The sequence below is a fragment of the Geomicrobium sp. JSM 1781026 genome, assembly GCF_041949955.1.
GTDB lineage: Bacteria > Bacillota > Bacilli > Bacillales > Marinococcaceae > Geomicrobium_A.
On sequence record NZ_JBHFQF010000004.1, the window covers coordinates 389,115 to 414,681 of the forward strand.

General features: G+C 43.7%; 21 protein-coding genes. 6 read left to right on the top strand and 15 right to left on the bottom strand.

From position 1 onward, the window contains the following. Nucleotides 1–57: 57 nt before the first annotated feature. Nucleotides 58–1,356 carry an ABC transporter substrate-binding protein gene (locus ACE1TF_RS09605; protein ID WP_375016240.1) on the bottom strand — a complete coding sequence of 433 codons (1,299 nt, stop codon included), beginning with the start codon at nt 1,354–1,356 and terminating at the stop codon, nt 58–60. 248 nt (nt 1,357–1,604) lie between these two features. Here ACE1TF_RS09605 and ACE1TF_RS09610 point away from each other — a divergent pair, with 248 nt between their 5' ends. Then, nucleotides 1,605–2,936: an oligosaccharide flippase family protein gene (locus ACE1TF_RS09610; protein WP_375016242.1), complete on the top strand. Its 1,332-nt coding sequence runs from the start codon at nt 1,605–1,607 to the stop codon at nt 2,934–2,936. Nucleotides 2,937–4,355: 1,419 nt separating this feature from the next. On the opposite strand, the gene ACE1TF_RS09615 is transcribed toward ACE1TF_RS09610, so the two are convergent. From ACE1TF_RS09615 to ACE1TF_RS09660, 10 genes are all read right to left on the bottom strand, one after another. After that, on the bottom strand, nt 4,356–5,204 hold the full coding sequence (locus ACE1TF_RS09615; RefSeq protein WP_375016244.1) for a polysaccharide deacetylase family protein: 849 nt from the start codon (nt 5,202–5,204) through the stop codon (nt 4,356–4,358). Nucleotides 5,205–5,219: 15 nt separating this feature from the next. Continuing rightward, a complete protein-coding gene (locus tag ACE1TF_RS09620) occupies nt 5,220–5,978 on the bottom strand; it encodes an SDR family NAD(P)-dependent oxidoreductase (RefSeq protein WP_193744246.1) in 759 nt (252 codons plus the stop codon). Further along, on the bottom strand, nt 5,968–7,158 hold the full coding sequence (locus ACE1TF_RS09625; protein WP_375016246.1) for a M20 metallopeptidase family protein: 1,191 nt from the start codon (nt 7,156–7,158) through the stop codon (nt 5,968–5,970). Before ACE1TF_RS09625 ends, ACE1TF_RS09620 begins: the two co-directional genes overlap by 11 nt. Before the next feature lie 15 nt (nt 7,159–7,173). Continuing rightward, complete coding sequence (locus tag ACE1TF_RS09630) at nt 7,174–8,160, bottom strand: ABC transporter ATP-binding protein (protein ID WP_375016248.1); 987 nt, start codon at nt 8,158–8,160, stop codon at nt 7,174–7,176. Then, a complete protein-coding gene (locus tag ACE1TF_RS09635; protein ID WP_375016250.1) occupies nt 8,144–9,154 on the bottom strand; it encodes an ABC transporter ATP-binding protein in 1,011 nt (336 codons plus the stop codon). The genes ACE1TF_RS09630 and ACE1TF_RS09635 overlap by 17 nt, the downstream gene beginning before the upstream one ends. A gap of 8 nt (nt 9,155–9,162) precedes the next feature. Continuing rightward, complete coding sequence (locus ACE1TF_RS09640; protein ID WP_375016252.1) at nt 9,163–10,053, bottom strand: ABC transporter permease; 891 nt, start codon at nt 10,051–10,053, stop codon at nt 9,163–9,165. 26 nt (nt 10,054–10,079) lie between these two features. After that, complete coding sequence (locus ACE1TF_RS09645) at nt 10,080–11,030, bottom strand: ABC transporter permease (RefSeq protein ID WP_042428202.1); 951 nt, start codon at nt 11,028–11,030, stop codon at nt 10,080–10,082. Between the two features lie 81 nt (nt 11,031–11,111). Next, nucleotides 11,112–12,710, bottom strand: a complete 1,599-nt coding sequence (locus ACE1TF_RS09650) for an ABC transporter substrate-binding protein (RefSeq protein WP_375016254.1) — start codon at nt 12,708–12,710, stop codon at nt 11,112–11,114. 24 nt (nt 12,711–12,734) lie between these two features. Next, on the bottom strand, nt 12,735–13,118 hold the full coding sequence (locus ACE1TF_RS09655) for a RidA family protein (RefSeq protein ID WP_375016256.1): 384 nt from the start codon (nt 13,116–13,118) through the stop codon (nt 12,735–12,737). Next, nucleotides 13,111–13,776, bottom strand: a complete 666-nt coding sequence (locus ACE1TF_RS09660; RefSeq protein WP_042402484.1) for a helix-turn-helix transcriptional regulator — start codon at nt 13,774–13,776, stop codon at nt 13,111–13,113. Before ACE1TF_RS09660 ends, ACE1TF_RS09655 begins: the two co-directional genes overlap by 8 nt. 421 nt (nt 13,777–14,197) lie before the next feature. Here ACE1TF_RS09660 and ACE1TF_RS09665 point away from each other — a divergent pair, with 421 nt between their 5' ends. From ACE1TF_RS09665 to ACE1TF_RS09680, 4 genes are read left to right on the top strand one after another with little or no spacing between them, the layout of a single operon-like run. Further along, nucleotides 14,198–14,872, top strand: a complete 675-nt coding sequence (locus tag ACE1TF_RS09665; protein WP_375016258.1) for a FadR/GntR family transcriptional regulator — start codon at nt 14,198–14,200, stop codon at nt 14,870–14,872. Continuing rightward, entirely contained in the window at nt 14,859–16,034 is a 1,176-nt protein-coding gene (locus ACE1TF_RS09670; RefSeq protein WP_375016260.1) for an FAD-binding oxidoreductase, read from the top strand. Before ACE1TF_RS09665 ends, ACE1TF_RS09670 begins: the two co-directional genes overlap by 14 nt. After that, nucleotides 16,035–17,366: a (Fe-S)-binding protein gene (locus ACE1TF_RS09675; RefSeq protein ID WP_375016262.1), complete on the top strand. Its 1,332-nt coding sequence runs from the start codon at nt 16,035–16,037 to the stop codon at nt 17,364–17,366. Continuing rightward, nucleotides 17,363–18,823 (top strand): FAD-linked oxidase C-terminal domain-containing protein, encoded by a 1,461-nt coding sequence (locus ACE1TF_RS09680; RefSeq protein WP_375016264.1) that lies wholly within the window; start codon nt 17,363–17,365, stop codon nt 18,821–18,823. Before ACE1TF_RS09675 ends, ACE1TF_RS09680 begins: the two co-directional genes overlap by 4 nt. A 545-nt stretch (nt 18,824–19,368) precedes the next feature. Here the strand turns inward: ACE1TF_RS09680 and ACE1TF_RS09685 are convergent. Beyond that, nucleotides 19,369–21,180 (bottom strand): L-lactate permease, encoded by a 1,812-nt coding sequence (locus tag ACE1TF_RS09685; protein ID WP_375016306.1) that lies wholly within the window; start codon nt 21,178–21,180, stop codon nt 19,369–19,371. 201 nt (nt 21,181–21,381) lie between these two features. Between ACE1TF_RS09685 and ACE1TF_RS09690 the strand changes: the two genes are divergently transcribed. Further along, on the top strand, nt 21,382–23,553 hold the full coding sequence (locus ACE1TF_RS09690) for a malate synthase G (protein WP_375016266.1): 2,172 nt from the start codon (nt 21,382–21,384) through the stop codon (nt 23,551–23,553). A 48-nt stretch (nt 23,554–23,601) separates the two neighbouring features. On the opposite strand, the gene ACE1TF_RS09695 is transcribed toward ACE1TF_RS09690, so the two are convergent. From ACE1TF_RS09695 to ACE1TF_RS09705, 3 genes are all read right to left on the bottom strand, one after another. Then, nucleotides 23,602–23,985, bottom strand: a complete 384-nt coding sequence (locus tag ACE1TF_RS09695; RefSeq protein ID WP_042402480.1) for a VOC family protein — start codon at nt 23,983–23,985, stop codon at nt 23,602–23,604. A gap of 172 nt (nt 23,986–24,157) precedes the next feature. Beyond that, complete coding sequence (locus tag ACE1TF_RS09700) at nt 24,158–24,709, bottom strand: Fe-S-containing hydro-lyase (RefSeq protein ID WP_042402478.1); 552 nt, start codon at nt 24,707–24,709, stop codon at nt 24,158–24,160. 14 nt (nt 24,710–24,723) lie between these two features. After that, the gene (locus tag ACE1TF_RS09705; RefSeq protein WP_375016268.1) at nt 24,724–25,566 is read right to left on the bottom strand and encodes a fumarate hydratase; all 843 of its coding nucleotides are present in this window, start codon (nt 25,564–25,566) and stop codon (nt 24,724–24,726) included. Nucleotide 25,567 lies beyond the last annotated feature (1 nt).

Genomic DNA, 25,567 nt, shown 5'->3' on the forward strand with positions numbered 1-25,567 from the left:
ACAGCCTCCTGATATGAATTGAACACAGCCCAGAGGTGAGGCTGTGTTCAATTCAGCTTAATCGTCGTCTTCGTCTACCATTTCTAGTTCCTCTGGTTCTTCTTGTTGTGCGCGTTCATTATTCGCCTGGGCTTCCTCTAATACTTCCTCTTTTGTAATCTCTCCAAGGAACATTCCTTGAAGCGCATCTTCGAAAATCGTTTTTGTCGTTGGTGATCCGTTCCCGAAATGAACGAGCATGAGGTATGGTGTCGAAGCCTCGTCTGCGTTTTCACTAATGTACTGAACCGTCTCATGTTCTGGCGTTACGCCTTCAATTGGACTTAATCGGTTGAACGTATCTGTAAACAGCTGACCAAATTCTTGTGTTGCCATAAACTCCATAAACAACAATGCTTCTTCTTGTTTATCGGAACTTTCAACCACCCCATACGATCCATCAACCCAAGTCATTACGGGTCTCTCTGCTGGATCTTCATCAATGCCTAGACTTGGAATAACGCCAACAGGCACATCTGGAATATTGCTTGCAAACGTTTCTAACCGATAATCACCATTGATATACATCGCCGCTTCTTCGGCGTAAAACATCGCTTGTGCGTCATTATCATCAAGGGCGATGAAATCTTGAGGGAAATATTCAGATAGCTCTTCTAGTCTCTCTAGCGATGCGAGTAAACGCTCATCGGTCAAGTCTATCGTTCCATCTAAAAGTTCCTCAACGAGCGTATTCCCACCATAAGCAGACGGCGCGATTACACCGTGAACCATTGACAGTAAATACGCATCACGTCCACCTTGAGCAATTGGAATGATATCATTGGCTTGAAGCTGTTGACTGACTTCAAGAAGCTCGTCATACGTTTCTGGTATGGCTAACCCTTGTTCCTCAAAAATCGATTCATTATAAAAAATAACACCAGAATTCAGCGTGAGGGGCACCCCATAAATCGAACCATCTGAACCTCTGGCTGCATCTAAATATGCATCCTCTAGATCACTCACCCCTGGGACATCATCTAAAGAAACGAGATAACCATTATCCGCAATCGTTTGAACCCCTGAATATGGACGAAGTTGCGCGATATCAGGCCCTTGCCCAGAAACTAATGAATTCGTCAAAATTGTGTTATATTCTGTGGAATCGTAAGGCTGAAAATTTATTGTTATGTCAGGATGCTGATTCTCAAACTCTTCAATCAATTTCTCATATGCAGAACGATCCTCTGTTCGCCAACTATACATCTCAAGTACCGTTTGATCCCCCTCTCCTCCAGAAGTTTGATCACTGTCCCCACCACAAGCTGCCAGTACAAACAATGATGCAGGAAGAGCCATCCAACCTACCTTTTTCATTCCTTTTAACCCCCTTTTATCATCGTACACCTTTTAATTGCATAAATATTTAGATAAATAAAAGCAAATTACTTTCTATAAGCTAATAATATTATAGAAAAACGTTTTTAAAATGTCAATTTAATATTTTTTATAAATTTAAAACATAATTTCAATAAATTCCCATTGGACATGCTATTACATAATTTTCACCCATATTTTAGACCCTTGTCTCATATTCATGTACAGACAGAGAAGAGGGTGGTTGAATGAATTCATTTTTTCGAGGTCTACTTGTTCTTTCCTTAGCGGCATTCGTCGGGGAATGCTTGGAGCTGTTTATCAATGTCGTGCTCGCAAGAGAGCTAGGGGATGAAGCATTTGGCATGTACATGGCGATCTTGCCGACGATGCTATTTGTCGTTGTGCTCGCCAACATGGAGTTGCCCGTATCGATCTCCAAACTGATTGCTGAACAAGAACCAAATTATCATTGGAGTGTTCTCATTCATGCGTTAAAACTCGCAACAGTTTGTGCAGCAACCGTTATGTTACTTGCCGTATGGATTTTGCCAATGCTTCCCGTATTTGACGATTACCACACGGGAATTCAATGGCTAATGATCCTCCTTGTACCTGTTATCTCCTTCTCTGCTGTCGTAAAAGGCTATCTCATTGGCGCACAAAAAACAGGCATGATTGCCATTGCCAATGTGTTGAAGCGGACATGCCAGCTACTTGGTCTTTTGTTTGTGTTTAGTTTCTTTTCATGGGAATCCGACACAGCAATTTTTATGGCGTTACTCGCACTGAAATTGAGTGAATTGCTCGTGCTAACGTACTTAATCACTGTATTTATTATTAATATGCGACGCATCAAAAAAGCAAAAAGTTCCACGATGCCGTGGGCAGAAGCGCGGAAGAAACTATTAGCTGTATCGGTACCTACAACTGGATTACGGGTCTTTCATTCCGCAACGTTTGCCATTAAACCGTTCCTCATTACGTGGGCACTCGGAAACGCAGGCATGATTGAAAGCATTGCCCTCGTCGAATACGGAAAGCTCGCTGGTATTGCGTTCACGATTGGATTCTTTCCAGCATTTATAGCCCATGCCCTGTTGATTGTTCTAATCCCAATCGTTGCGGACAGCTATGAAAAGAAAGATTTCCGTACACTCCACCATTATTTGAAACTATCCATCCTTGTAACCATCGTGTACGGGGCACCTGTGATTCTCGCATTTTATGCTTTTTCTGATACAATTACGAATCTCTTTTTCGAAGAATCGACAGCTTCCGCTTATTTAACGATTCTCGTGCCGTATTTCTTGTTCCACTACTTTGCCATTCCGCTCCAAGCCTACTTAATTGGCATAGGACTTGTAAGGGACGCGTTTATTCACTCGTTGTATTCAACGATTATCTCTTTTATCCTCATGCTGTATTTAGGTTCACTGCCAAGTCTACAGATGGATGGTATTATTCTCGGAATGAACATGGGTGCAGTATTATTAACACTTATGCATTATGTCACCATTTGCGAAAAGCTCGGTTTGAATGTGATGCTTGGGAGGAAGAACGGGGCTTTGCCTTCATGACGAAACCTCTAGTTCTAGTCGGGGAAACGATCTAGGTCGGCTCGTTTTCGATCTAAGTACGTTGCGCGAAAGAAATTCACTAGTTCTTGATATTGCAACTGCATAAATCTCCGTACCATTCGCTTGGCGTAAGAAATTTTACGACCCTTTTCTGTCAAAAATGCTAACGAGACGTCGGCACGAGTCATGCCGACGACCGTTCGGTTTATCTTCGGCACCTCCGGTGCCGATAGTTGCTAGTTCTTGAGGTTTAAATGAATAAACAGGGATGGCGTTCGGTATAGAAACGAACGTTGATAGAATAGCTAGTATTCATTGATTTACAGTATTCTAAAGCGATCTAGATTGTTTTGGGGTGCGATCAAGATCGCTAACCTCCTGGAAATTACCAAAAACGAGCAGCAGCCGCCACCGCAGGAGCTAAAAATCGTGAAAAAACGATCTAGATAAGTTGAACGAAAGAAATTCACTGAATCCAATGACCGAGATCGGTCTTTACAGGCAAACGACCACCTATTGCCTGTTGACGTTCATCTCACTTCAACAACTTCGTTGCCGATCGTTGTTCGTCACTGCAAGGATTGCGGACAACACGGAAAACGTTGGCCGAAGGGTAAAGAGATGTGGTTGCTGATCACCACCTGGCGCAAGGAATATTATGACCTGTCACGTATGTGACAATCCAGCCCTCAAGCCGGGCACTTTCGGCCCTCAACGGTCACATAGATCGCAATTTGTGACCGTTGACTCCGTTTATGTGCACATCCACATTAAAAATGATGATTTTTCTTTCCCAAGTGTCACTTAAATGAATATATGGGGCATTAGGATTTTTTTCCACACCGTAGCCAGTAGGCAGAAACGTGAACCGTGTCGCCCTTGTGCTCTGGAGTGTCAAGAAAACACGGTGGCTGTTTTTTGGCCACCGATGTTGTCCTTGTGCTCTGGAGTACAACCATCCGCCAGCAGTAAAAAGCACCAACTAACTGTGCTAATTAGGAAAAGGTTTAGTTCATTCCATATAGATCATGATAAAAGCGATCTAGATCGTTTCGGGGGTGATCCAGATCGTCAATTCCCTAAATATACCCAAATGTTATCCAGCTAGAGATGAATATGAGCACACACTACCTCAACATCAATAGAGCGTAGGTACAAACTTCAAACCAAACTTCTTCCTATACATGGATGTTGGGAGTTCCCGCCAGCATTGCTCCCCTAGCTCAATGGGGATGCGAACATGACGGGCTGTGTATTATTACTTGAAAACATTACGTTCAATATATATAGATCGCCCAGACACTAGAAGAAATTGGTGTTTGGAGCGATCTATATTACAGTTCTCCACAATTAACCACACTGAAGTTTAAACGTTGTTCTACTAAATTCTCTTCATGAACAATAGGCTTTATTGATTATTTATTCTGGTTCATAACTCCCAAATTTCTCACCTTGGCTAAACCGAAGCGCAATTTCTTCCATCGTTGTAAACGTAAATCCTCGTTCGATGAGTGTGTCTAACCATCGCTCAAATGCTAATAAGCGGTGACCTCGACCAGATACTTGCGGATGAAGAGTGATAACCATATTGCCGTTTTTAAAATCTCTTGACATGTAAGACGCATCGTCAAGCCAATTATCATACATGTACTCTGGCTTTTTTAAACCTGGGATAAAACCTGATGCTCCCTTCGAAAACTCAAGATACGGATAATCATCTAAAGACCAGGAAACTGGAATTTCAATAATGGTTGTTTGATCCCCGAAAATAGGTGGCTTCTGTTTTGGAAATTGATCCTGACTTCTTGAATAATAGGGGGAGTAGTCTTTGCCCATCTGACTACTATCATAGATTAGTCCTAACGATTCGATGTTTTTGATTGTTCTTGATGAGACATCCCAAGAGGGAGAACGAAATCCTTTAGGTGACTTACCCATTAAATTAGACGCCACATGAAAAGACCTATCCAAGATATCAAGTTCTTCCTGATCGTCAAGCAGATTAAAATTCTCATGATCATAACCATGTAGTCCAATTTCATGACCGTCGTCATGAATATCTAGACATATTTTTGGGTAGGTTTCCATCGTATGTCCTGGTATAAACCACGTTGACTTTAGATTTCTCTTTTTAAGTGTATGAAGGAAGCGTGGGACTGCTTCTGCACCAAATTCACCTCTTGAGATTGAACTCATTGACGTCATATCTTTTTGCAACCATAACGATATCGCATCAAAATCAAATGTAAGACATATATTCCCGCTCATCGATCACACTCCATTTTAATAAGAAGCACTAATTGTTCTGCCTCCGTCAATAATAAATTCCGCACCGGTTGTATATAAAGACTGGTCTGACAATAAAAACAGCACAGTGCGAGCAATCTCTTCACTGTTGCCAATACGACCAAGCGGAACACCTTTCTGATAATCAACCTTTTCATTCTTTTCTCTATCTTCACGATGCCTCATCATTTCTGTATCCACAAATCCTGGGAACACTGCGTTTATGCGCACTTGCTTGTCTGCATACTCTAGTGCTCCATGTTTGGTAAGTGTCCGAATTGCACCTTTACTCATTCCATATAATGACACATTTTTAGCTCCAACTAGCCCTGCTGTTGAACTGTTATTCACAATTGATCCTCCGCCGTTTTCAACCAAATGAGGGATGAACGTCTTCATTCCTAGAAATGTTCCTAGCACATTTACATTCATAATCTTATGAAAATCGTCTACCGAAGTATCGACTAATGGCTTAATTAGGAATACACCTGCATTATTAAACAGACCGTTCACTCGCTCGTATCTGTTTAGTACTTCGCTTTTCACTTGTTCCCAGCTTTCCTGAGAAGATATATCATGGGGGAGAAAGTCAACTTTACCCGGATACTCTTCATGCAATTCAGCAAATGTACGATGACCAGCATCTTCATTCTTATCAGTAATAATGACATTTGCTGATTCAAAGAGTAGCATCCTAGCTACTGCTTTCCCAATCCCATTGCCACCACCTGTAACAACAATCGTTTTACCTTTCATCATCCGCACCTTGTTTCTCTTGCAGCGCAAGTGAAATAAACATCTTAGCCGCATTTAGCATACAACGTTCATCCACATCAAATTTTGGATGGTGGTTCGGATATACAGCATTAATCTCTTCATTTGCACCACCGATAAAGAAAAAAGCACCGGGCACTTCTTTTACATAATAGGCGAAATCCTCCATTCCTGGAGATGGTAATAAATATTTTACATGAGGTTTTCCTACAACGTTTTGCGCAAGATCATCAACGTTCTTTAAAGGTTCAGGGTGATTGTATAGTGCGGGATAGCCACGAGTATAGGAAATGTTCGCAGTCCCACCTAACCCTTCACAGACAGCTGTTGTTACTTGTTTTATTTTCTCTTCAATGGTATCTCGAACTTCAGCATCAAATGTTCGAACCGTACCCGACATATTCGTGTTTTCCGCAATAATATTAAACGCTTGTCCCCCATTTATCTTACCAACCGTAATTACACCTGTCTTTAATGGGTCAACTTGTCTTCCGACGATTTGATGCAATTGATTCAATACTTGAGACGCAATATAGATTGAATCCACGGTGACATGTGGTTTTGCCCCATGTCCCCCTTTTCCAATGATTTCAATATCGAACTGATCACCAGCAGCCATCGCATAATCACCAATGATACCAATTGTTCCTAGAGGAATGGACGTCCAAACATGTGCTCCGTATATCTCATCGACCCCATCAAGACAACCATCCTCAATCATCGAAATGGCACCACCTGGAATTTGTTCCTCAGCAAATTGATGAATGAATACAATGGACCCGCTAATTTTATCTTTATGTTGACTCAGCACTTTCGCCGCACCTAGCAAGCTCGCTGTATGGATATCGTGCCCACACGCATGCATCGCACCGTCCACAGTTGATTTATAATCCACGTTCTTCTGATCTTGAATCGGCAAAGCATCAAAATCTGCTCGAAATGCAATCGTTTTTCCCGGTTTTTCTCCTTGAAGCTTCCCTACAACACCTCTGCCTCCAACTTCTGTTCTCACTTCTAAGCCTAAATCACGTAAATAGTTTGCTATTTTTTTGGGGGTGTGCACTTCTTGAAATGATAATTCCGGATTCATGTGCATCTCACGTCGAAATTCGACCATCTCGGGATATATCGCTTGCAAATCTTCAAATAATTTTTCGGTCATGACCGCTCACCCTTTCTAATATAAATGACAAGCAACCCCATGCTCACTGCTAACATGTTTAAATTCTGGAGCTATCTCCTTACATACATTCATCACGTGAGGGCATCTCGTGTGAAACTTACAGCCATTCGGTGGATCGATAGGAGAAGGTAAATCTCCTTTTAACGTAATTCGTTCTTTTTTGATACTTGGACTTGAACTTGGAATTGATGATAGCAGCGCCTGTGTATACGGATGTAGCGGGTGTTTATATAGTTCATCTGTTTCTGCCTTTTCTACGAGGTTGCCTAGGTACATTACTCCCACTTCATCAGCAATATGGCGAACGACACTTAGGTCATGCGCGATAAAAATATACGCCAAGTCAAATTCATCTTGAATGTCTTGCATAAGATTAATGACTTGCGATTGAATGGACACATCGAGTGCAGACACAGGTTCATCACATACAATAATTTCTGGATTAACTGCTAACGCTCGAGCGATGCCTATTCGTTGCCTCTGACCTCCAGAGAATTCATGCGGGAACCGAAAGTATTGGTCTTCTCTAAGGCCAACTTTGGCGAGTAGATCCATCGCTCTCGTCATTCGATCCTTTCCACTATACAGTCGGTGGATTACCATCGGCTCCTCTACCGCATTTCCGACACGCTGCTTTGGATTGATTGAACTATGGGGATCTTGAAAGATCATTTGCATTTCTCTTCTCATCTTCATGAGCTCTTTTCCTTCTAGAGAAAAGAGGTCTTGCCCTTTATATACTGCCTTCCCTCCTGTCGGCTCAATGAGCCTTAGAAGCGTCCGACCTGTCGTGCTCTTCCCACAACCAGATTCACCAACAATACCTAGTGTTTGCTTCCTCTTTAATGTGAAGCTCACAGAATCAACTGCACGTACGTTATTAATCGTTTTCCCTAGCGCATTTGTTATGGGAAAGTGTTTTTGTAATTGATCAACGACCAAAAGTTCATCTTGCACTTGTTCTTCATGTGGAACCGACATTCGTTCCTACCTCCTCTCTACTTTTGATTTCTTTATAATTCCAGCACCGCACCTTTTGGGTCCCGCTGGCAGAATCAAGAGATGGCGCCTCTGATTTGCATTTCTCTGTCCGGAAGCTGCAACGTTCATAAAACCGGCAGCCAGGAGGTATGTTATTTAATGAAGGAACGGTTCCTTGAATAACGTTCAATCGTTTGGAGCGATCACCATCAATTTTTGGCACAGACTGCAATAGCCCCCGGGTATATGGATGCAATGGTGACTCAAATAGATCATGAACATTTGCCTCTTCAATCACTTGTCCGAGATACATGACGACCACTCTTGAACATGTTTCTGCAACAACGCCAAGGTCATGTGTAATGAGAACAACACCCATGCCCTGCTTCTCTTTTAAATCTTTGATAAGATCAAGAATCTGAGCTTGAATGGTTACATCAAGCGCAGTCGTAGGTTCATCAGCAATCAATAATTCTGGTTCACAAGCTAAAGCGAGCGCAATCATTGCTCTTTGCCTCATTCCCCCTGATAGTTCATGAGGAAATTCATGGACGCGCTTTTCAGGAGAAGGAATCTCAGTAAGTCGAAGTAATTCAACGGCCTGAGTATAAGCGTCTTTCTTACTCTTATTCTGGTGAATCATGATTGCCTCAGCAATTTGATTTCCTATCGTATACACAGGATTTAGAGAACTCATCGGATCTTGAAAGATCATAGAGATTTCATTCCCTCTTACTTTTCTGAGCTGTTTTTCCTTTAGATGAAGCAAGTTTCTGCCCTTAAAAAGAATTTCCCCAGAGTAGTCCGTCGTTCTCCGGTTTAACAACTGCATAATCGATTCTGATGTAACACTTTTCCCACAACCTGATTCCCCTACAATTCCGATCATTTCACCTTTTTCTACATGAAATGAAACATCATCAACTGCTGTCATTTTTCCATTTTCCGTCGTAAACGTTGTTTTAAGCTGGTGGACTTCTAATAATACTCCCATTTGATCACCTATTTTCTATGTGGATCTAATAAATCTCGTAACCCATCTCCAAATAAATTAAGGGCCAACACCGCCATAACGATAAATGCACCAGGGAATATGGTCATCCACCATGCGGAATGCAACACGCTTTTTCCTTCATAGATAATGTTTCCCCAGCTTGGTGTTGGCGCAGGGATCCCTGCGCCTAAAAAACTTAGACTTGCCTCAATAATAATGGATATCGCAAATACATAAGTTAACTGGACAATTAAATGAGAGAGCGTGTTTGGAGCAATATGTCGCCAGATGACTCGAAATGACTTTGCTCCTTGGGCTTTTAATACTTCAATATACGTTTGTTCCTTTATAACGAGCGCGGCGGAACGAATGACACGAGCAACAGTAGGGATCATGACAACACTAAGCGCTAAAATAACATTTGTTGGGTTCGGACCCATCGCAGCCATAATGGCAATCGCTAGAAGTATTGGTGGGAACGCCATTAACCCATCAGCAAACCTCATTAACACGTGGTCAAGTGGTCGATAATACGCGGAATACAACCCGATAAGTAAACCAAAGAATGCAGAAATGGCTGCTACCGACAGACCTACATACATCGAAACTTGTGTACCGTAAACGACACGGCTAAACAAATCTCTTCCTAGATTATCCGTACCCATGAAAAACTCTGAACTCGGCGCGCTCAGACGTTCTGTTGGGTGAATATCATACGGGTCATGGGTTGCAATAATCGGTGCAAACAAACCGACAACAACAATAACAATCAGAATAATGGAACCAAAGGTTACTGAAGGGTTGGTAAGAAAACGGCGAATGAATAGCTTTCTTTGATTTCGCTTCAGTGCTTGTTTATTCAGCTGTGGTGTATTCACTTCAAGTTGATTAACCTGCATAGCATTTCCTCTCTTTTCGTTAGCTGTTACTTTCGATTAAGGCGCACTCTTGGATCAATTAATCCGTACATTAAATCAACAACTAGATTAATGACGACATAAAACGTTGCAATTAGTAAAATAGAGCCTTGCACCACTTCGAAGTCCCGTCTCGTAATTGCATTAATTATCAATTGTCCAATGCCAGGAATATTAAATACCGTTTCAATGACAACTGCACCTGCAATCAATTGACCAAACGTTTGCCCAATAACGGTGAGGATTGGAATAAAAGCATTTTTTAGCGCATGTTTAATGACGACGACCGATTCTTTCGCTCCCTTTGCAACAGCTGTTTTTACATAGTTGGAATGGAGAACTTCTAGCATGGATGACCTTGTTACTCTTGAGATTAAGGCTGCTTGAATTGCACCGAGCGCAATTGCAGGCAAGATTAAGTAACGCACATGCTCAAAAACGCCGGCGGAAAGAGGTTGGTACCCTGCAACAGGCAATAGAGAGAAATGTACAGCAAAGATTAATACTAATAGTAGAGCCAACAAAAAGTTAGGTACCGAAACGCCGAATAACGAAAAACTCATTACTAAGCGATCAAGATAAGTTCCTCTTCTACTCGCTGCGATAATCCCCATTGGGATAGCGATAAGAATAGCGATAGCTTGGGATAAAATAGCTAATGAGAATGTAGGGCCTAATTGGTCAAAAAATGCGTTCAATACTGGCTTATTCATATAAATCGACCAACCTAAATCTCCTCTTAGAACATTGAAAAACCACGTAACGAACTGTTCATAGATTGGGAGATTCAACCCCAAATTCTCTCTTAACTGTTCCACGTCCTGTTGAGTTGCTTCTGGACCGAGTATGACAGCCGCTGGATCGCCAGGTGTTAAGTGGATAATAAAAAAGACAACAACTGCCACAACAAGTAAAACAGGTATGACTGATAAAATTCTTTTGAGAATGTATGCTTTCATTATGTACTCACATCCTTAACTGTCCTCGAAAAGAAAGGAGATTTACGATAAACATTCAGATATCGTAAATCTCTGCTTTCATTACTCTTCTATGCTCATATTCCAAAAGATCGGACCCATAAATTCTGAATATCCATCAATATCATCTGAATAACTCGAGATAAAGTTCACCATACCGACGTTAATAACAGGTAAGTCTTCCCAAATGATTTGTTGGAGATCTTCGAACAGTTCGGTTGCTTCATCTTGTGAATCAGCATATCGAATACCATCGAGATGCCGATCAATCTCTTCATTATTTGTCCAGCCTGCGTATTCATTTTCAGAATGCAAAAACGGATACGATAACGGTGTAGCTACAGTTGTAAATTGCGTAAAGAATATGTCCCAACCTTCTTTTTGATCTCTTCTTTCTAAAAGCGTCGCCCAGTCTGTTGCATCCAAGGTTGCATTCATCCCAAAGTCTTCTAATGCTTGCTGGGTAATAATAGCGGAATTATAGTGGTAGCTATAATCCTCACTTGTTAGAATTGTTATTTCTTCTCCGCTGTAACCCGCTTCATCTAGCAACTGCTCAGCTTGCTCGAGATCATACACATCATAATGTTCTTCACCAGCTTGCGTATACCAGCTTGTCTGCTCTGGTCTCATATACGCAGGCTCCATTTCATAAAATGTTTCATCAGTGAATGCTAATGCTAAAAGGTCTTCATTATTCAAGCCATAATTCACAGCTGACCTTAACGACTGATCACCGAAAATTCCTTCTTTATTAAACACTAATGTTTGAAATCCAAACGGCCAAACATCATTGACAATACCATCTGCTCCTTCCAATTGATCATAGCTATCTTGCGGCAATTGAAAAGCATAGTCATATTCTCCAGTAATAATGCCATTTGTTCTCGTAGAATCATCTGCAACGAAGTAGACAAACAGATCATCAACAAGGGCTTCTTTTTTTCCACCTAACCCATTAGGTTCTCCATCTAACGATTGATAATCATCAAACTTAGAGAATTGAATATAAGAATCGTACACCCAGTCCTCCACCTGAAACGGGCCTGTCCCGATATATTGTTCAACACCAGTAGAGCCGGCGCTGTCTATAATCTCTTTTGGCATGATCGCAGCAGCTTGAGTCACATCTGCAAGTGTGTACATTACGGAGATGGAAGGCTCGTCTACGTGAAGTTTGACGGTATACTCATCAATTTCTTCCCATGTTGAATCGCCCATTGCAGCAGCCGGTGCACCACCTGACTGCCACTTCTCCATTGATGCAACAACATCATCGGCGGTCATTTCTTCATCATTATGAAAAAGAACACCTTCTCTTAAATAAAAGGTAATTTCACTTCCGTCTTCATTCTCCTCAAAAGAGTCCGCTAGCATTGGAATTGGCTCATAGCTTTCGTCAAAGGTTACGAGTTGCTCAAAAATTGGTCGAGCTAAGTCTCTTACTACATTCGTGTTTGTGACATGTGGATCGAGAGTTGGAGGCTGTGAATTCCAGGCGAGGCTAACAGAGTTTTCCTTTTCTTCAGTTGTCACAGGCGTCTCTTCATCACCTTGTTCATTTGTTCCTGTTACTGCATTCTCAGGCTCTGGATCTGCACATGCAGCGACAGTCATTGTTGATAAGATAAGAAAAGAAGACATCATGAATCGTTTATTCATTTGTAATGCTCCTCTCAAAATGGTTTAATCTTCAAAAACAGCAATTGCTTCTATTTCCACAAGAACGTCCTTGGGTAAACGACTTACCTCTACCGCAGACCTTGCCGGACGATGTTCCTGCATAAACTGACTGTACTCTTCATTGATTTCTTGAAAGTGGTTCATATCATTAATAAATATTGTTGTTTTTACGAGATTGGTTATTTTCAATTGTTGTGATTTCAAGATTGAATTAATATTCGCTAAAACTTGACGGGTTTGAGTTCGAACCTCTCTATGTACAAGTTGTTGATCGTTTGGATCAATAGGTAATTGACCTGATAAAAATAAGAAATTCCCTGCTTTAACCGCTTGAGCATAGGGTCCGATTGCTGCTGGTGCATCGTCTGTTACAATTTCTTCAACCATTATTCAATCCACCTTTTCCGATATGATACTCTTTTTCTGTTTTTATTTTTTGTAAATAATTGTATATTGTGAATTTAGAAACGTTTAAGTATTGGGCTAAATATTCAACGGCTCCTTTAATTAAAAACGCTCCCTTGTAATCGAGCCTTCGAACGATATCCACTTTCTCATCCATACTTAAATGATCAATTCCTTTGTTGAATTCGCTCACAACGTTCTCTACCATCTCTTCAATCACATCATGTACTGTTGAGTAGAATGATTCGTTTGCTTCTGTTCCGTCTTCAATAGAGAGAAATTGCTGTAATTCTTCTTGCAATGAAGATAACTTGCTAATATTTAGATTAATGCAGAGCGCCCCAACGACCCGACCCCCAATATCTCTTAAAAAGATGGTCGAGGATTTCATTATAATTCCATCATACGTCGTCGAGTAATTGGCAAGGTCTTTTACTTCTTCCGGCGGTTTTTGTAACTCTTTTAATACCAAATCAGTTGCCGGCGACCCGATATCTCTTTGCGTGAGTGTCCCTGATGAATGAATTAATGACTCATCCAAGTTACTGAAATCATGGACGACAACTTCGCAGTTAGAGCCTAACATCTTATGAATGATCTCTGCGGAGCGAATGGCTTGATCAAAAATTACACTATTCATATTTTCACCTCAAATTAAATTAATTCAGTTCACCTCACAACAAAAAATTTAAATTTTGTTCGATGATTACAATTTTTTGTATTTAACAGCTTTCCTTTTCAAACATTCATTCTTTTTGTTCTATCTTAAGCAACATAATAGTTATTTATCTGAAATTTGTCAACATTATTTGTCAGATTATTTGCTCAAGAACTAATGAATTACAAAAAAATTGTAACAATAGATCTGTGCGAAATAGTAAATTTCTACAGTATATATTTTTTTAAAATAGAGTTTTTCGGCTTATAACTAAAATACATACCCCCTATTCCAATTAGGTCTAGCCAAACACCTTCTTTAATGACTCACATTCGTATATGATGTAATCACATATCATACATCTGACCTCTTGGAGGTGAAACACATTCAAGTTCAGAAAATAATGACAAAAAGAATTTCAGAGCAAGTATCTGAGCAAATTGAAAGTTGGATAACGTCGAAAATGTATGAACCACGAGAGAAGCTTCCTTCGACGCGCGAACTGTGTGATCAGTTTTCCGTTAGCCGCTCTTCCGTTCGTGATGCGCTGACGAGTCTAAAAGGGAAAGGACTCATTACCATAGTTCAAGGTGAGGGAATATTTGTCGCTGATACCGAGCCACTTGCCTCTTTTCAATTCAATCTTTCAAACGAACAAACGGTACACGAATTGTTTGCTGTCCGAAAGATTGTTGAGGCCGGCATCGCTTTTGAAGCGGCACAAATGCGAACAGAAGCACAGCTTAAGGAGCTCGACTCTTTACTCGCTGATGGCTGGGAAGCGGATTATGCTTTTCACCTCGCCCTCGCCAACTGCACAGGCAACCTCATGCTCGTCCAACTATTGGAATCAATCTCAACGAGCTTAAAGAAAGCATTGCAAGATTGTCACCAAGTGATTGCTAATGACCCGGTACTTATGAACGCCATTCACGATCAGCACACCGAGCTGTATGCATGTATTCAGGCAGGAGACGCGACACGGTCAAGAGAAGCCATGCACATGCACCTCACCTATGTTGAAACGTTACTAAAAGAGGCGATTCAGGAAGGAGGACGAACGAATGAAAGGCAATAAAGGGAAGAAACGCTATGAACCGCTATCTGAAGAAGAAGTGGTTCATCTATTGCAAGAAGCGCAAACCAAAAAGCAGACGGTGATCCCAACGGGGAATGGTTCAAAACGAGGGTTTGGCGGCGTCACCGAAGATGCTGACATTGAACTGTCTCTCAAAAATATGAATCGCATTCTCGAACACTCTGCGGGGGACATGACGGTGACCGTTCAACCGGGTGCGAACTTTCAAGACGTGCAAGACCAACTTGCGGAGTATAAACAAATGATACCGATTGACCCTTACCGACCTGCCGATGCAACCATCGGCGGCGTGATCGCGAGTAATGATAGCGGACCCAAACGTGCACTATACGGCTCGGCGCGCGACCACGTGATCGGCCTTCGAGTCGCGCATCCGAGTGGAGAAGTGCTTCGTTCTGGAGGGAAAGTCGTAAAGAATGTTGCCGGTTATGATATGAACAAACTCTTTATCGGCTCAATGGGCACGCTCGGGGTGATGACCGAATGTACGTTTAAACTCCGACCTATCCCTAAGTTTACTGCTTTATGTGTCGTGACGTTTAGCGACCCAGATGCGTTGAGACCATTTCTCGTCGAGCTTCTGAATAGCTACATGGAGCCGGTCACACTAGAAGTGGTCAACCTTCGCGACGTGGTGATTACGTTTGAGGATGTTGAGGAAGCCGTTCATGCGCAAATTGAATGGGTCAATACACACGTTCCAAACAGCGCCACGGTGGATACACGAACCGGCACAGACGTGCACACCTATTGGCGATCTTTCAACGACTTGTCCTTTACGCACAACGACCCGATCATTCTAAAAGTCGGAACAAAAAACATGCACGTCCTAGATGTGTTGCAAAATTGTAAGCGCTTAACCGATGTTGACGTGTATGCTCACGGCGGTGTCGCACACGGACTGAGTCGAATCTACTTGAGCGGAGACACCGCCGACGTCATCCGGGCGATCCAAAACGTGCGTACCCATGCTGAGCAAATTGGGGGCCATGCGACGATCGTCGATGCACCGCTGGACGTTCGCAAAACGGTCGCCCCATGGGGAGAGCCCCCTGCCTATATGAGACTGCTCGAAGGTATCAAACATCAACTTGACCCAGACACCATTCTTAGCCCAACACGTGTTGTAGGAGGAATGTAAATGGCAAAGCTAGCAGAATTAGTCGTGAAAAAAGCAGATAATCCGAAAGGAAATTACTTGTGGGAAGACGCCCCTGATGAAGACAAATTTTCTGCGTGTGTTCATTGTGGCATGTGTCTTGAAGCTTGTCCTACGTACCAAGAGCTCGGTCACGAACACCAATCTCCTCGAGGACGTGTTCATTCTATTGTCGCTGTTGCCAAAGGTGAAATCGAGCTGAACGAAGCCTTTGCTGACCCGGTATTCACTTGCCTGGACTGTCGTGCGTGCGAAACCGCATGCCCTGCCGGTGTTCAAGTCGGCGCTCTCATTGAAGAAGCGAGAGGCCAAGTACGTCAGGCTGTTCCACTTACAGGGGTTCCTGCACTGTTGAATAAACTCTTCTTACGCGGCATCTTTCCTCATACAAAGCGAATGCATACACTCGGGTCATTAACGAAACTGTACCAAAAAAGCGGTGTCCAATTTGCCGTCCGCAAAACAAGGGCCATTCGTATACTGCCCGAACATTTGAGTGATATGGAAGCCATTATGCCGCCAATTGGAAAGCCTGTCCTTAAAACCTACCCAGACCAATTGCCTGCGAAAGGAACTGCCAAGCAATCCGCCGCTATGTTTACGGGCTGTATTATGGATGTCATGTTTAGCGATGTGAATGAAGCAACCGTCCGTGTCCTGCAAAAAAACGGGCATGACGTACACATTCCAAAGAACCAGAAATGTTGTGGTGCGCTCCATGTACACGCCGGAGACCGAGCGATGGGCAAAAAGCTTGCACGAGAAAACATCGATGCATTTATGAATGAAGATCACATCGTCGTCAATGCCGCCGGTTGTGGCTGCGCCCTTAAAGAATACCCTGAACTTCTCCAAAATGACGAAGAATACCGAGAGAAAGCAGAAGCATTCTCCGAACGCGTCATTGATGTGTCCAAATATTTATACGATTATGGCTATGAGCCGCCAAAAGCAGAAATAAACAAAAGAATCACCTATCATGACGCTTGCCACCTCGCGCACGGTCAACAAGTATGGGATGAACCTCGTGAACTTCTCGAGCAAATTCCAGGTGTAGAAATGGTACATCTTCCAGATGCGGATCGCTGCTGTGGCAGTGCAGGAATTTATAACTTGACGAACCCTGATATGGCCGGCAGATTACTAAAACGTAAAATTGACGATGTGCCAGAAAACGTTGAAATGATCTCGATGGGTAACCCTGGCTGTATGCTGCAAATTGCCTTAGGCGTAAAGAAATACGGTCGGAGCGAAAACGTTGTACACACAATGCAGTTGCTCGATTGGGCATATGAGAAGGAGGAGTCGACATGAGCACAGTCATAGAAAAGTCTGAGCTAGTGAAATGGTTAAGCGACGTGTTGCCAGAAGATGCCATCCTTTATCGTGATGAAGACTTGCGTACGTACGAATGTGATGGCCTAACCGTCTATCGGGGTATGCCGCTCGCTGTCGTCTTCCCCCATTCGACTGAAGAGGTTTCTGAGGTTGTGAAGCTGCTTCACAAGCATGAGATTCCATTTATTCCAAGGGGAGCTGGCACGGGGTTGAGTGGCGGCGCGACGCCTTATGGCGGGGAAGTGATCATTAGTCTCGTTCGGATGAAGGGGTTGCTGTCGGTTGATTACGAGAATCGTGAGGCGGTCGTGCAACCGGGTTATATCAACTTGAAGCTATCGAATTCGATTTCCCATCGAGGGTATTATTATGCGCCTGATCCCTCAAGCCAAGCGTGTTGTACAATCGGTGGGAATGTTGCAGAGAATGCCGGCGGTGCCCACTGTTTAAAATACGGAGTGACAACGAATCATATTCTCGGTCTTGAGGTTGTCATGCATGACGGTGAAGTACTGGAACTTGGTGGTGCTCCGGATATGCCTGGGTATGATTTGCTCGGTCTTCTGACCGGCTCTGAAGGAACACTTGCCATCGTCACGAGCATCACCGTGCGCATCTTGAAAAACCCTGAAGCAAAAGAAACCGCCCTCGCTTATTTTGATACGGTCGACGATGCATGTCAGGCGGTATCGGACATTATTAGTGCCGGAATTGTGCCAGCCGCGATTGAAATGATGGATGAAATTGCAATTGTTGGTGTCGAGGCGGCCACCAAACCTGTCGGTCATCCTGAAGGTTTAAAAGCTGTGCTTATCATGGAGGTCGATGGCATCGGGGCAGGAATCACGAGCCAGATCGAAGAAATGGTTGCGGTGTGCAAACAGAACCACGTTACCGAAATTAAGGTTGCAAAAAATAATGTGGAACGGGGCAAATGGTGGGCGAATCGAAAAACGGCATTTGGCGCAATGGGCGCGATCTCCCCGGATTATCTCGTGCAAGACGGGGTCATCCCAAGGAGCCGACTCATGGAAGTATTGCAAGACATTCAAAAAATTAGCGACGAATCCGGTCTCAGAATTGCCAACGTATTCCACGCTGGTGACGGGAATTTGCACCCACTCATTTTATTTGATGCGAGGAACGAAGGCGAGACCGAACTTGCCATTGACGTTGGTTCCCGCACACTCGCCGCTTGTACAGCCGTCGGCGGCTCCATTACCGGTGAACACGGTGTCGGCATTGAGAAGAAAGAAGACATGCGTCTCGTCTTCACGGACGAAGAAATTGAACGCCAATTGCGGGTGCGCTCCGTCTTTAACCCGAACAACCGTCTGAACCCCGACAAACAGTTCCCTAAACCTGCCCGTTGCGGCGAAGTCAAGCGCGCCGTCGGCAGCGGTGAGGCGTGGAGCGTGGCTAGTCATTCATAAGGTTGATGTCGCCCGCATAAAACTACGTCCCCACGCCAGTCTCGGTGTGGGGACGTCAATTCTGCGCTCTAGTTTCGTCCTTCTACGCTCAAGTTTGCATTTTCAAACAATTTTAGCGCTGATTTCAATAAACTTGGGCGCAGTTTGTCTCAACTTGAGCGCAAATTCCAACCTGAAGACCTAGCAACTCGTCGGCCCCGGCGGGGCCGAAACGAAACCGGTCTCCGTTCGGCGCGGCTCGCGCCGATACGTTGCTAGGTTTTTGGCTTGGAAATGTAAAGAATGGGTCTCTGAACCCGTTGCCGCAGAGGATGCCGGCACTTGCGGGCAAGACGAACGGCCGTTCTGCGCTCTAGTTTCACCCTTCTGCGCTCTAGTTTGCTCTTCTAACCGATTTTAGCGCTCATTTCGCTAAACTTGGGCGCAGTTTGTTCCAACTTGAGCGCAAATTCCGGCTTAGTAGACTTGTGCCTATTACCCTCTCCACTACGATCGCCATTCACATGAAAGAACCGCTTGCGAAATGCAAGCGGTTCTTTCATTCATTACGTATCGAGTGACTTCCCACTACCTACACTTGGCGGTCGATTGCCTTTTAATCGGCTTAAAACGATCACGTAAATGATGGCAAAGAGCGGTGCGGCAATGAGCCAGAAGCTAAAACCACCTACACTATGCATCGCAACGAGTCCCAGGCCGATGAGGCCAGAAACGCCAACATAATAGAACATCGGGATGAGGGTTTTTCTTATGACTAATCCTTCTTTTCCGATGAGACCCACCGTAGCTGCTGCGGCAACGACGTTGTGCACGGCGATCATGTTGCCTGCCGCTCCTCCTACAGCTTGCAAGGAAACGACGATTCCTGCTCCCCTCGCATCAAGGGCCATTTGTTCAGCAGCTCCAAATTGGAAGAGGGCAAACATCATGTTGCTCACCGTATTACTTCCTGCAAAGAATGCGCCGAGGGCACCGATGACGGGCGCGAACAGTGGCCAGACGTCGCCTACTGCGGCATTGGCCGCTTCGGCAAGGACGAGGGGCATGCTCTCGTACACTTCGGATCCTGAGTTGATAAACACTTGTGCCATTGGGACCGCTAGCAGTAGCGGAACGGCGGCTTGCACCCACGTTTTGGAAGTGTCCACCCACGCTTGTTTGTATGCTCCTCTTCGTTTACTTAACGAGTGAGCAAAATATGCAAATACTGACGCGACAATAAAGATCGTGCCCGGGATAAATAACGGCGATGCATCGGCTGTGATTGAAGAGCCGAATATATTTTCCCATTCTAGTGTTAATGCGGGTTGTTGTAAAAATTGTTTAATCGGATCAATGGTTCGAGATAGGATGAGTAGTAGCGCAACGACGACGTACGGTGACCAGGCCCGCATCAAGCTCATCCGCTTCCCTGTAATTTCTTTAAGAGAAGCATCCTGCAATGAACCAATCCATTCAGGTTGCCAATATTTTCGATCTTCGAATTGGAATACGTCTTCCTCTTTCGGCTGGAGAAACCCTTTTTTCGCTGCTGGGATGACAATCAACAAGCCGATCAGTCCACCAAGCATCGATGGGAATTCTGGCCCTAACGTATGCGCAATAATGACGTAAGGAACAGTAAAGGCTAAACTTGAGAATATTGCGAATTTCCATACTTTGAATCCTTCTAAGAAAGAGCGATTCTTACCGAAAAATCGCGTAATTAATCCAGCCATTAGTAATGGAACAAGAATACCTGCAAGCGCATGAATGACTGAAACTTGGGCTCCAATGGAGAATACGTAATCATCGTAAGGTATCGAACCAAGTGCGGTCATGACGTTGTCTTGCCCGCCAAGCCCAGACCCTACCCCTGTAAGAATTGGGGTCCCTGCTGCCCCGAAAGAAACTGGCGTACTTTGAATGACGAGTGCAGCACACACCGCTGCCATTGCCGGGAATCCAATCGCAACAAGAAGTGGCGCAACGACCGCTGATGGCGTTCCAAACCCTGCAGAACCTTCAATAAATGATCCGAACAGCCAAGCAATAATTATGGCTTGAATTCTACGGTCTGGAGAGATGCTCGTAAATCCAGAACGTATCGTCTGCAATGCCCCTGTTTCTTTGAGCGTGTTAAGTAAAAGAATCGCCCCAAAAACAATAAATAGAATTTCTAAAGCGGAAACAATCCCGTTGATTACAGCTGCGCCTACTTGGGCAGTTTCTGCTCCCCAAACGAAAATGGCAAGCAGGATGGTTAAAATAAGTGCGACAGGCATTGCCTTCTTTGCCGACCAATTCAAGGCAACGATTAACACAAAAACAACAATAATTGGTAAAAGTGCCAACATCGATAACACACCAATACCCAGTTCCATAGTTCCTTCCCCCCTAGGAAATAATGATAACGCTTTCATATTCTCTTATTCTTATATACTTGTCAAAGACCCATACAGAATCGCCAAACGAAAGTCCATAACTAAAAAGCATAATACTCATTCGATACATGTATTTCCGTTATTTGATAAACTATTATAAAATTTAACTAGAAAATGATAAAGGAGCGTACACACATGTCCTATAAAAAAATCGCTAATATTCAAGTCTCGGAAGACTTATACACATTTGTGAACGAAGAGGTAATCCCAGGCACGGGCCTCGATGAACAAAAATTTTGGACAGATTACAGTAAAATACTCGATGACTTTAGTGTGAGGAATGCTGAGCTTTTAGAGGTACGCGAGACGTTGCAAAAGAAGTTAGATGAGTGGCATGTCTCCCACCCTGGCGAAGAGAAGTCAACTGCCTATTTTCAATATTTAAAAGAAATTGGGTATCTCGAGGAAGACCCTGGAGATGTGACGGTTACGACGGCGAATGTGGATTCTGAAGTGAGTTCCCAGGCGGGGCCGCAGCTTGTCGTCCCGGTGAATAATGCTCGTTATGCGCTGAATGCGGCGAATGCACGCTGGGGTAGTTTGTATGATGCGTTATATGGAAGCGACATTATTTCTGAGGAGGCAGGGGCGGAACAGGGCACATCGTATAATGCTGTTCGTGGAAATAAAGTCGTTGATTATGCGAAGTCGTTTCTGGATGAGGCGGTCCCGGTGGATGGCACGAGTCACAAAGATGTGGTGTCCTATTGGGTTGAGAACGGGGCACTCGTCCTTGAAACAGCTGATGGCAAGTTGCTCTCATTAAAAGATGCCGATCAATTTGTCGGCTATACAGGTAGCGAATCTAAGCCGGAGTCGCTGTTGCTTGTGAATAATGGCAGTCATCTTGACGTGCAGATTGACCGAAATCATCCGATTGGTAAAGATGACTCAGCAGGCGTTAAAGACATTGTGATCGAATCGGCGATCACGACCATTATTGATTGTGAGGACTCGGTCACTGCGGTCGATGCTGAGGATAAAATACTCGTGTATCGCAACTGGCTCGGTCTTATGAAAGGCACACTGGAGACGACATTCTCGAAAGGCGGTAAGAATGTTACCCGGACGCTAAATGGAAACCGCACGTACACATCGCGCGGTGGTCAAAGCTTAGAACTGCATGGCCGTTCTCTTCTTTTCATCCGCAATGTCGGGCATCTGATGACGACCGATGCTGTGCTTGACGCAAACGGCAATGAAACACCAGAAGGCATTATGGACGGGATGATGACGAGTCTGATCGCGAAACATGACTTGTTGAAAAACGGGCCGTTGCAAAACTCACGAACCGGCTCGGTGTACATCGTGAAGCCGAAGATGCACGGGTCCCGCGAAGTCGCGTTCACTAACGAATTGTTTGACCGGATTGAAGATGTGCTCAGCCTTGAACGAAACACGCTAAAAGTTGGTGTAATGGACGAAGAGCGCCGGACAACACTGAATCTGAAAGCATGTATTAACGCGGCCAAAGAGCGGATCGTCTTTATTAATACTGGATTTCTCGACAGAACCGGTGATGAAATTCATACGTCGATGGAAGCCGGCTATGTGATCCGCAAAAATGACATGAAGCAAACATCGTGGCTCGCCGCGTATGAAAAAGCGAATGTGAAAGCTGGACTACAAAGCGGATTTCAAGGCAAAGCTCAAATCGGTAAAGGCATGTGGGCGATGCCAAACTTAATGAACGCAATGATGGAACAAAAAGGCGGACAGTTAAAGGCCGGTGCAAACACTGCCTGGGTTCCTTCCCCAACAGCCGCTAGCTTACACGCCATGCATTATCATCAGATTAATGTCGGCACCATTCAAGACGAACGGAAAACGGACACCGAAGATTACGTGCAAGACATTCTTCAAATTCCAACAACGACTGAAACGTTTTCTGCCGAAGACATCCAAAAAGAACTGGACAACAATGCGCAAGGCGTTCTTGGATACGTCGTACGTTGGGTTGAACAAGGTGTCGGTTGTTCAACCGTCCCCGACATTAACGATGTTGGACTCATGGAAGACCGGGCTACGTTGCGCATCTCGAGCCAACATATGACTAACTGGCTACACCACGGCATCACGAACGAACAACAAGTTATGGACACGATGAAACGAATGGCAAAGGTCGTTGACGAACAAAATGCAGGCGATCCAGAATACCGCAACATGGCACCAAACTTCGGCGACTCCGTCGCCTTCCAAGCCGCCTGTGACCTCGTATTTAAAGGACGTGAGCAACCAAGCGGCTACACCGAACCCATCTTGCACGCCAAGCGTAAAGAGGCGAAGAAGAAGTTGGCGGTGAGATAACAAGTAAAGCGAGCGACGTTGTGATAACGGCGCTCGCTTTTTGACTATTTAATGATTATAAGTAGAGATTTCTATTAAATTCTTATCCGGGTCTCTTATATAGATGGAAAAGATTGGGCCAAGAGAGCCTGTACGTTTGACAGGACCTAATTCAACGACTATCCCATTATCTTTCAGGTGTGTTCGTAGATTCTCTACCGTATCATCCGATACAAGACAAAAATCTGAGGAGCCTCTTACCGGAGAATAAGCGTGAGGTTTAATTTCACAACCAGTTTCATGAAAATTAATTTTTTGATCACCAAACTTAGCAGCAACTCTGTCGTTATTAAATGTAATTATTTCCATGCCTAAAACTTCACCGTAAAACCATTTTGATTTATTGATATCTTCGATTGTTAAAACGAAATGGTCTATCCGTTTTATGTTAATGCCACATCACCCCAATTAACTAGAAATCTTCATAAAACATAACATCTCTGTACTCTACATAGTTCCATTAAATGAGCTCATTTGAAAGTGGTATGTATAACTACTATTTGCTAAAAAGTAAGGTAACACCATGAAGTTATGTGTAGACATATCTTCATGGTGTTACTGTTTATTATTTCTTGTACTCTTCTTTCCCAATCTCGTATAAGTCAAGCCCTTCCGAATCATTAATTACTGTAACCGGAAATCCATCTAAGGTTAGTTCTCTAATTGCTTCCGGACCTAGCTCTTCGTAAGCAACGATTTTCTCCTCAACGATTGATTGAGACAAGAGTGCGCCTGAACCACCAACAGCAGCAAAGTATACAGCGGTATGTTCCTTAATGGCTGACTTCACTTCTTCATTTCGATACCCTTTGCCGATCATGCCTTTTAGCCCTCTTTCGATAAGTTGAGGCGTATACTTGTCCATTCTGCCGCTTGTCGTAGGGCCAGCTGCGCCTATGACTGCTCCTTTTCTTGCTGGTGTTGGGCCCACATAGTAAATGATAGACCCGGTAATGTTTATCGGCAGTGGTTCATCGTTCTCGATACATTCTATCAATCGTTTATGGGCCGCATCTCTCGCTGCTAAAACATTCCCATATAGTAAGACGCGATCTCCTGCGGATAAGTTAATAATATCTTCATCAGTGAGTGGTAAAGATAATTTTTTGGCTTCCATTATGGTTCACCTTCTTAAATGGTCACTTCTTTATGGCGACTTGCATGACATTGAATATTTACCGCAACGGGTAAGGATGCAATATGACACGGTTTCACTTCTACTTTTACATCAAATGCTGTCGTCGTGCCTCCCATTCCTTGTGGTCCAATGCCAAGTCGATTGCACTTGCCCAACCAATCTAATTCAATGTTGGCAATTCTTTCATTCAAATTCCTTTCTCCGACATGCCGAAAGAGTGACTTCTTAGCAATGTATGCCACTTGCTCGAAATTGCCTCCAATACCTACACCAACAATCATCGGTGGGCATGCATTGGGTCCAGCTAATTCGACGGTGTCTAGCACAAATTTCTCCACACCTTCGAATCCATCTGATGGTTTGAGCATCGCCATTCTGCTCATATTTTCACTACCGCCTCCTTTAGCTGAAAGGCGTATTCTGAGTGAATCTCCATCCGTCATTTCCACATGAATCACTGCAGGTGCATTGTCGCCACTGTTTTTACGCTCTAACGGGTCTGTAACAACAGAGTGTCTGAGCAGACCTTCATCTGATCCGATGCGAACTCCTTCATGGATCGCATCATATAAGCTTCCTCCAATGATGCGACAATCGTATCCTAACTCGATATAAAATACTGAGAGTCCGGTATCTTGACACATCGGCATACGCTCTCTTTTAGCTATCTCTGCATTGTCTAATAATTGTTGAAGAACATCTTTACCAACAGGTGATTTCTCTTTTCCAATACTTGCTTCAAATGCTTGTAACATATCGTCATTTAAATCATAACTTGCCAATTTACAAAGGTTTGCAACTTGCTCAGTAATTTGCTCCACACTAATTTCTTTCAAT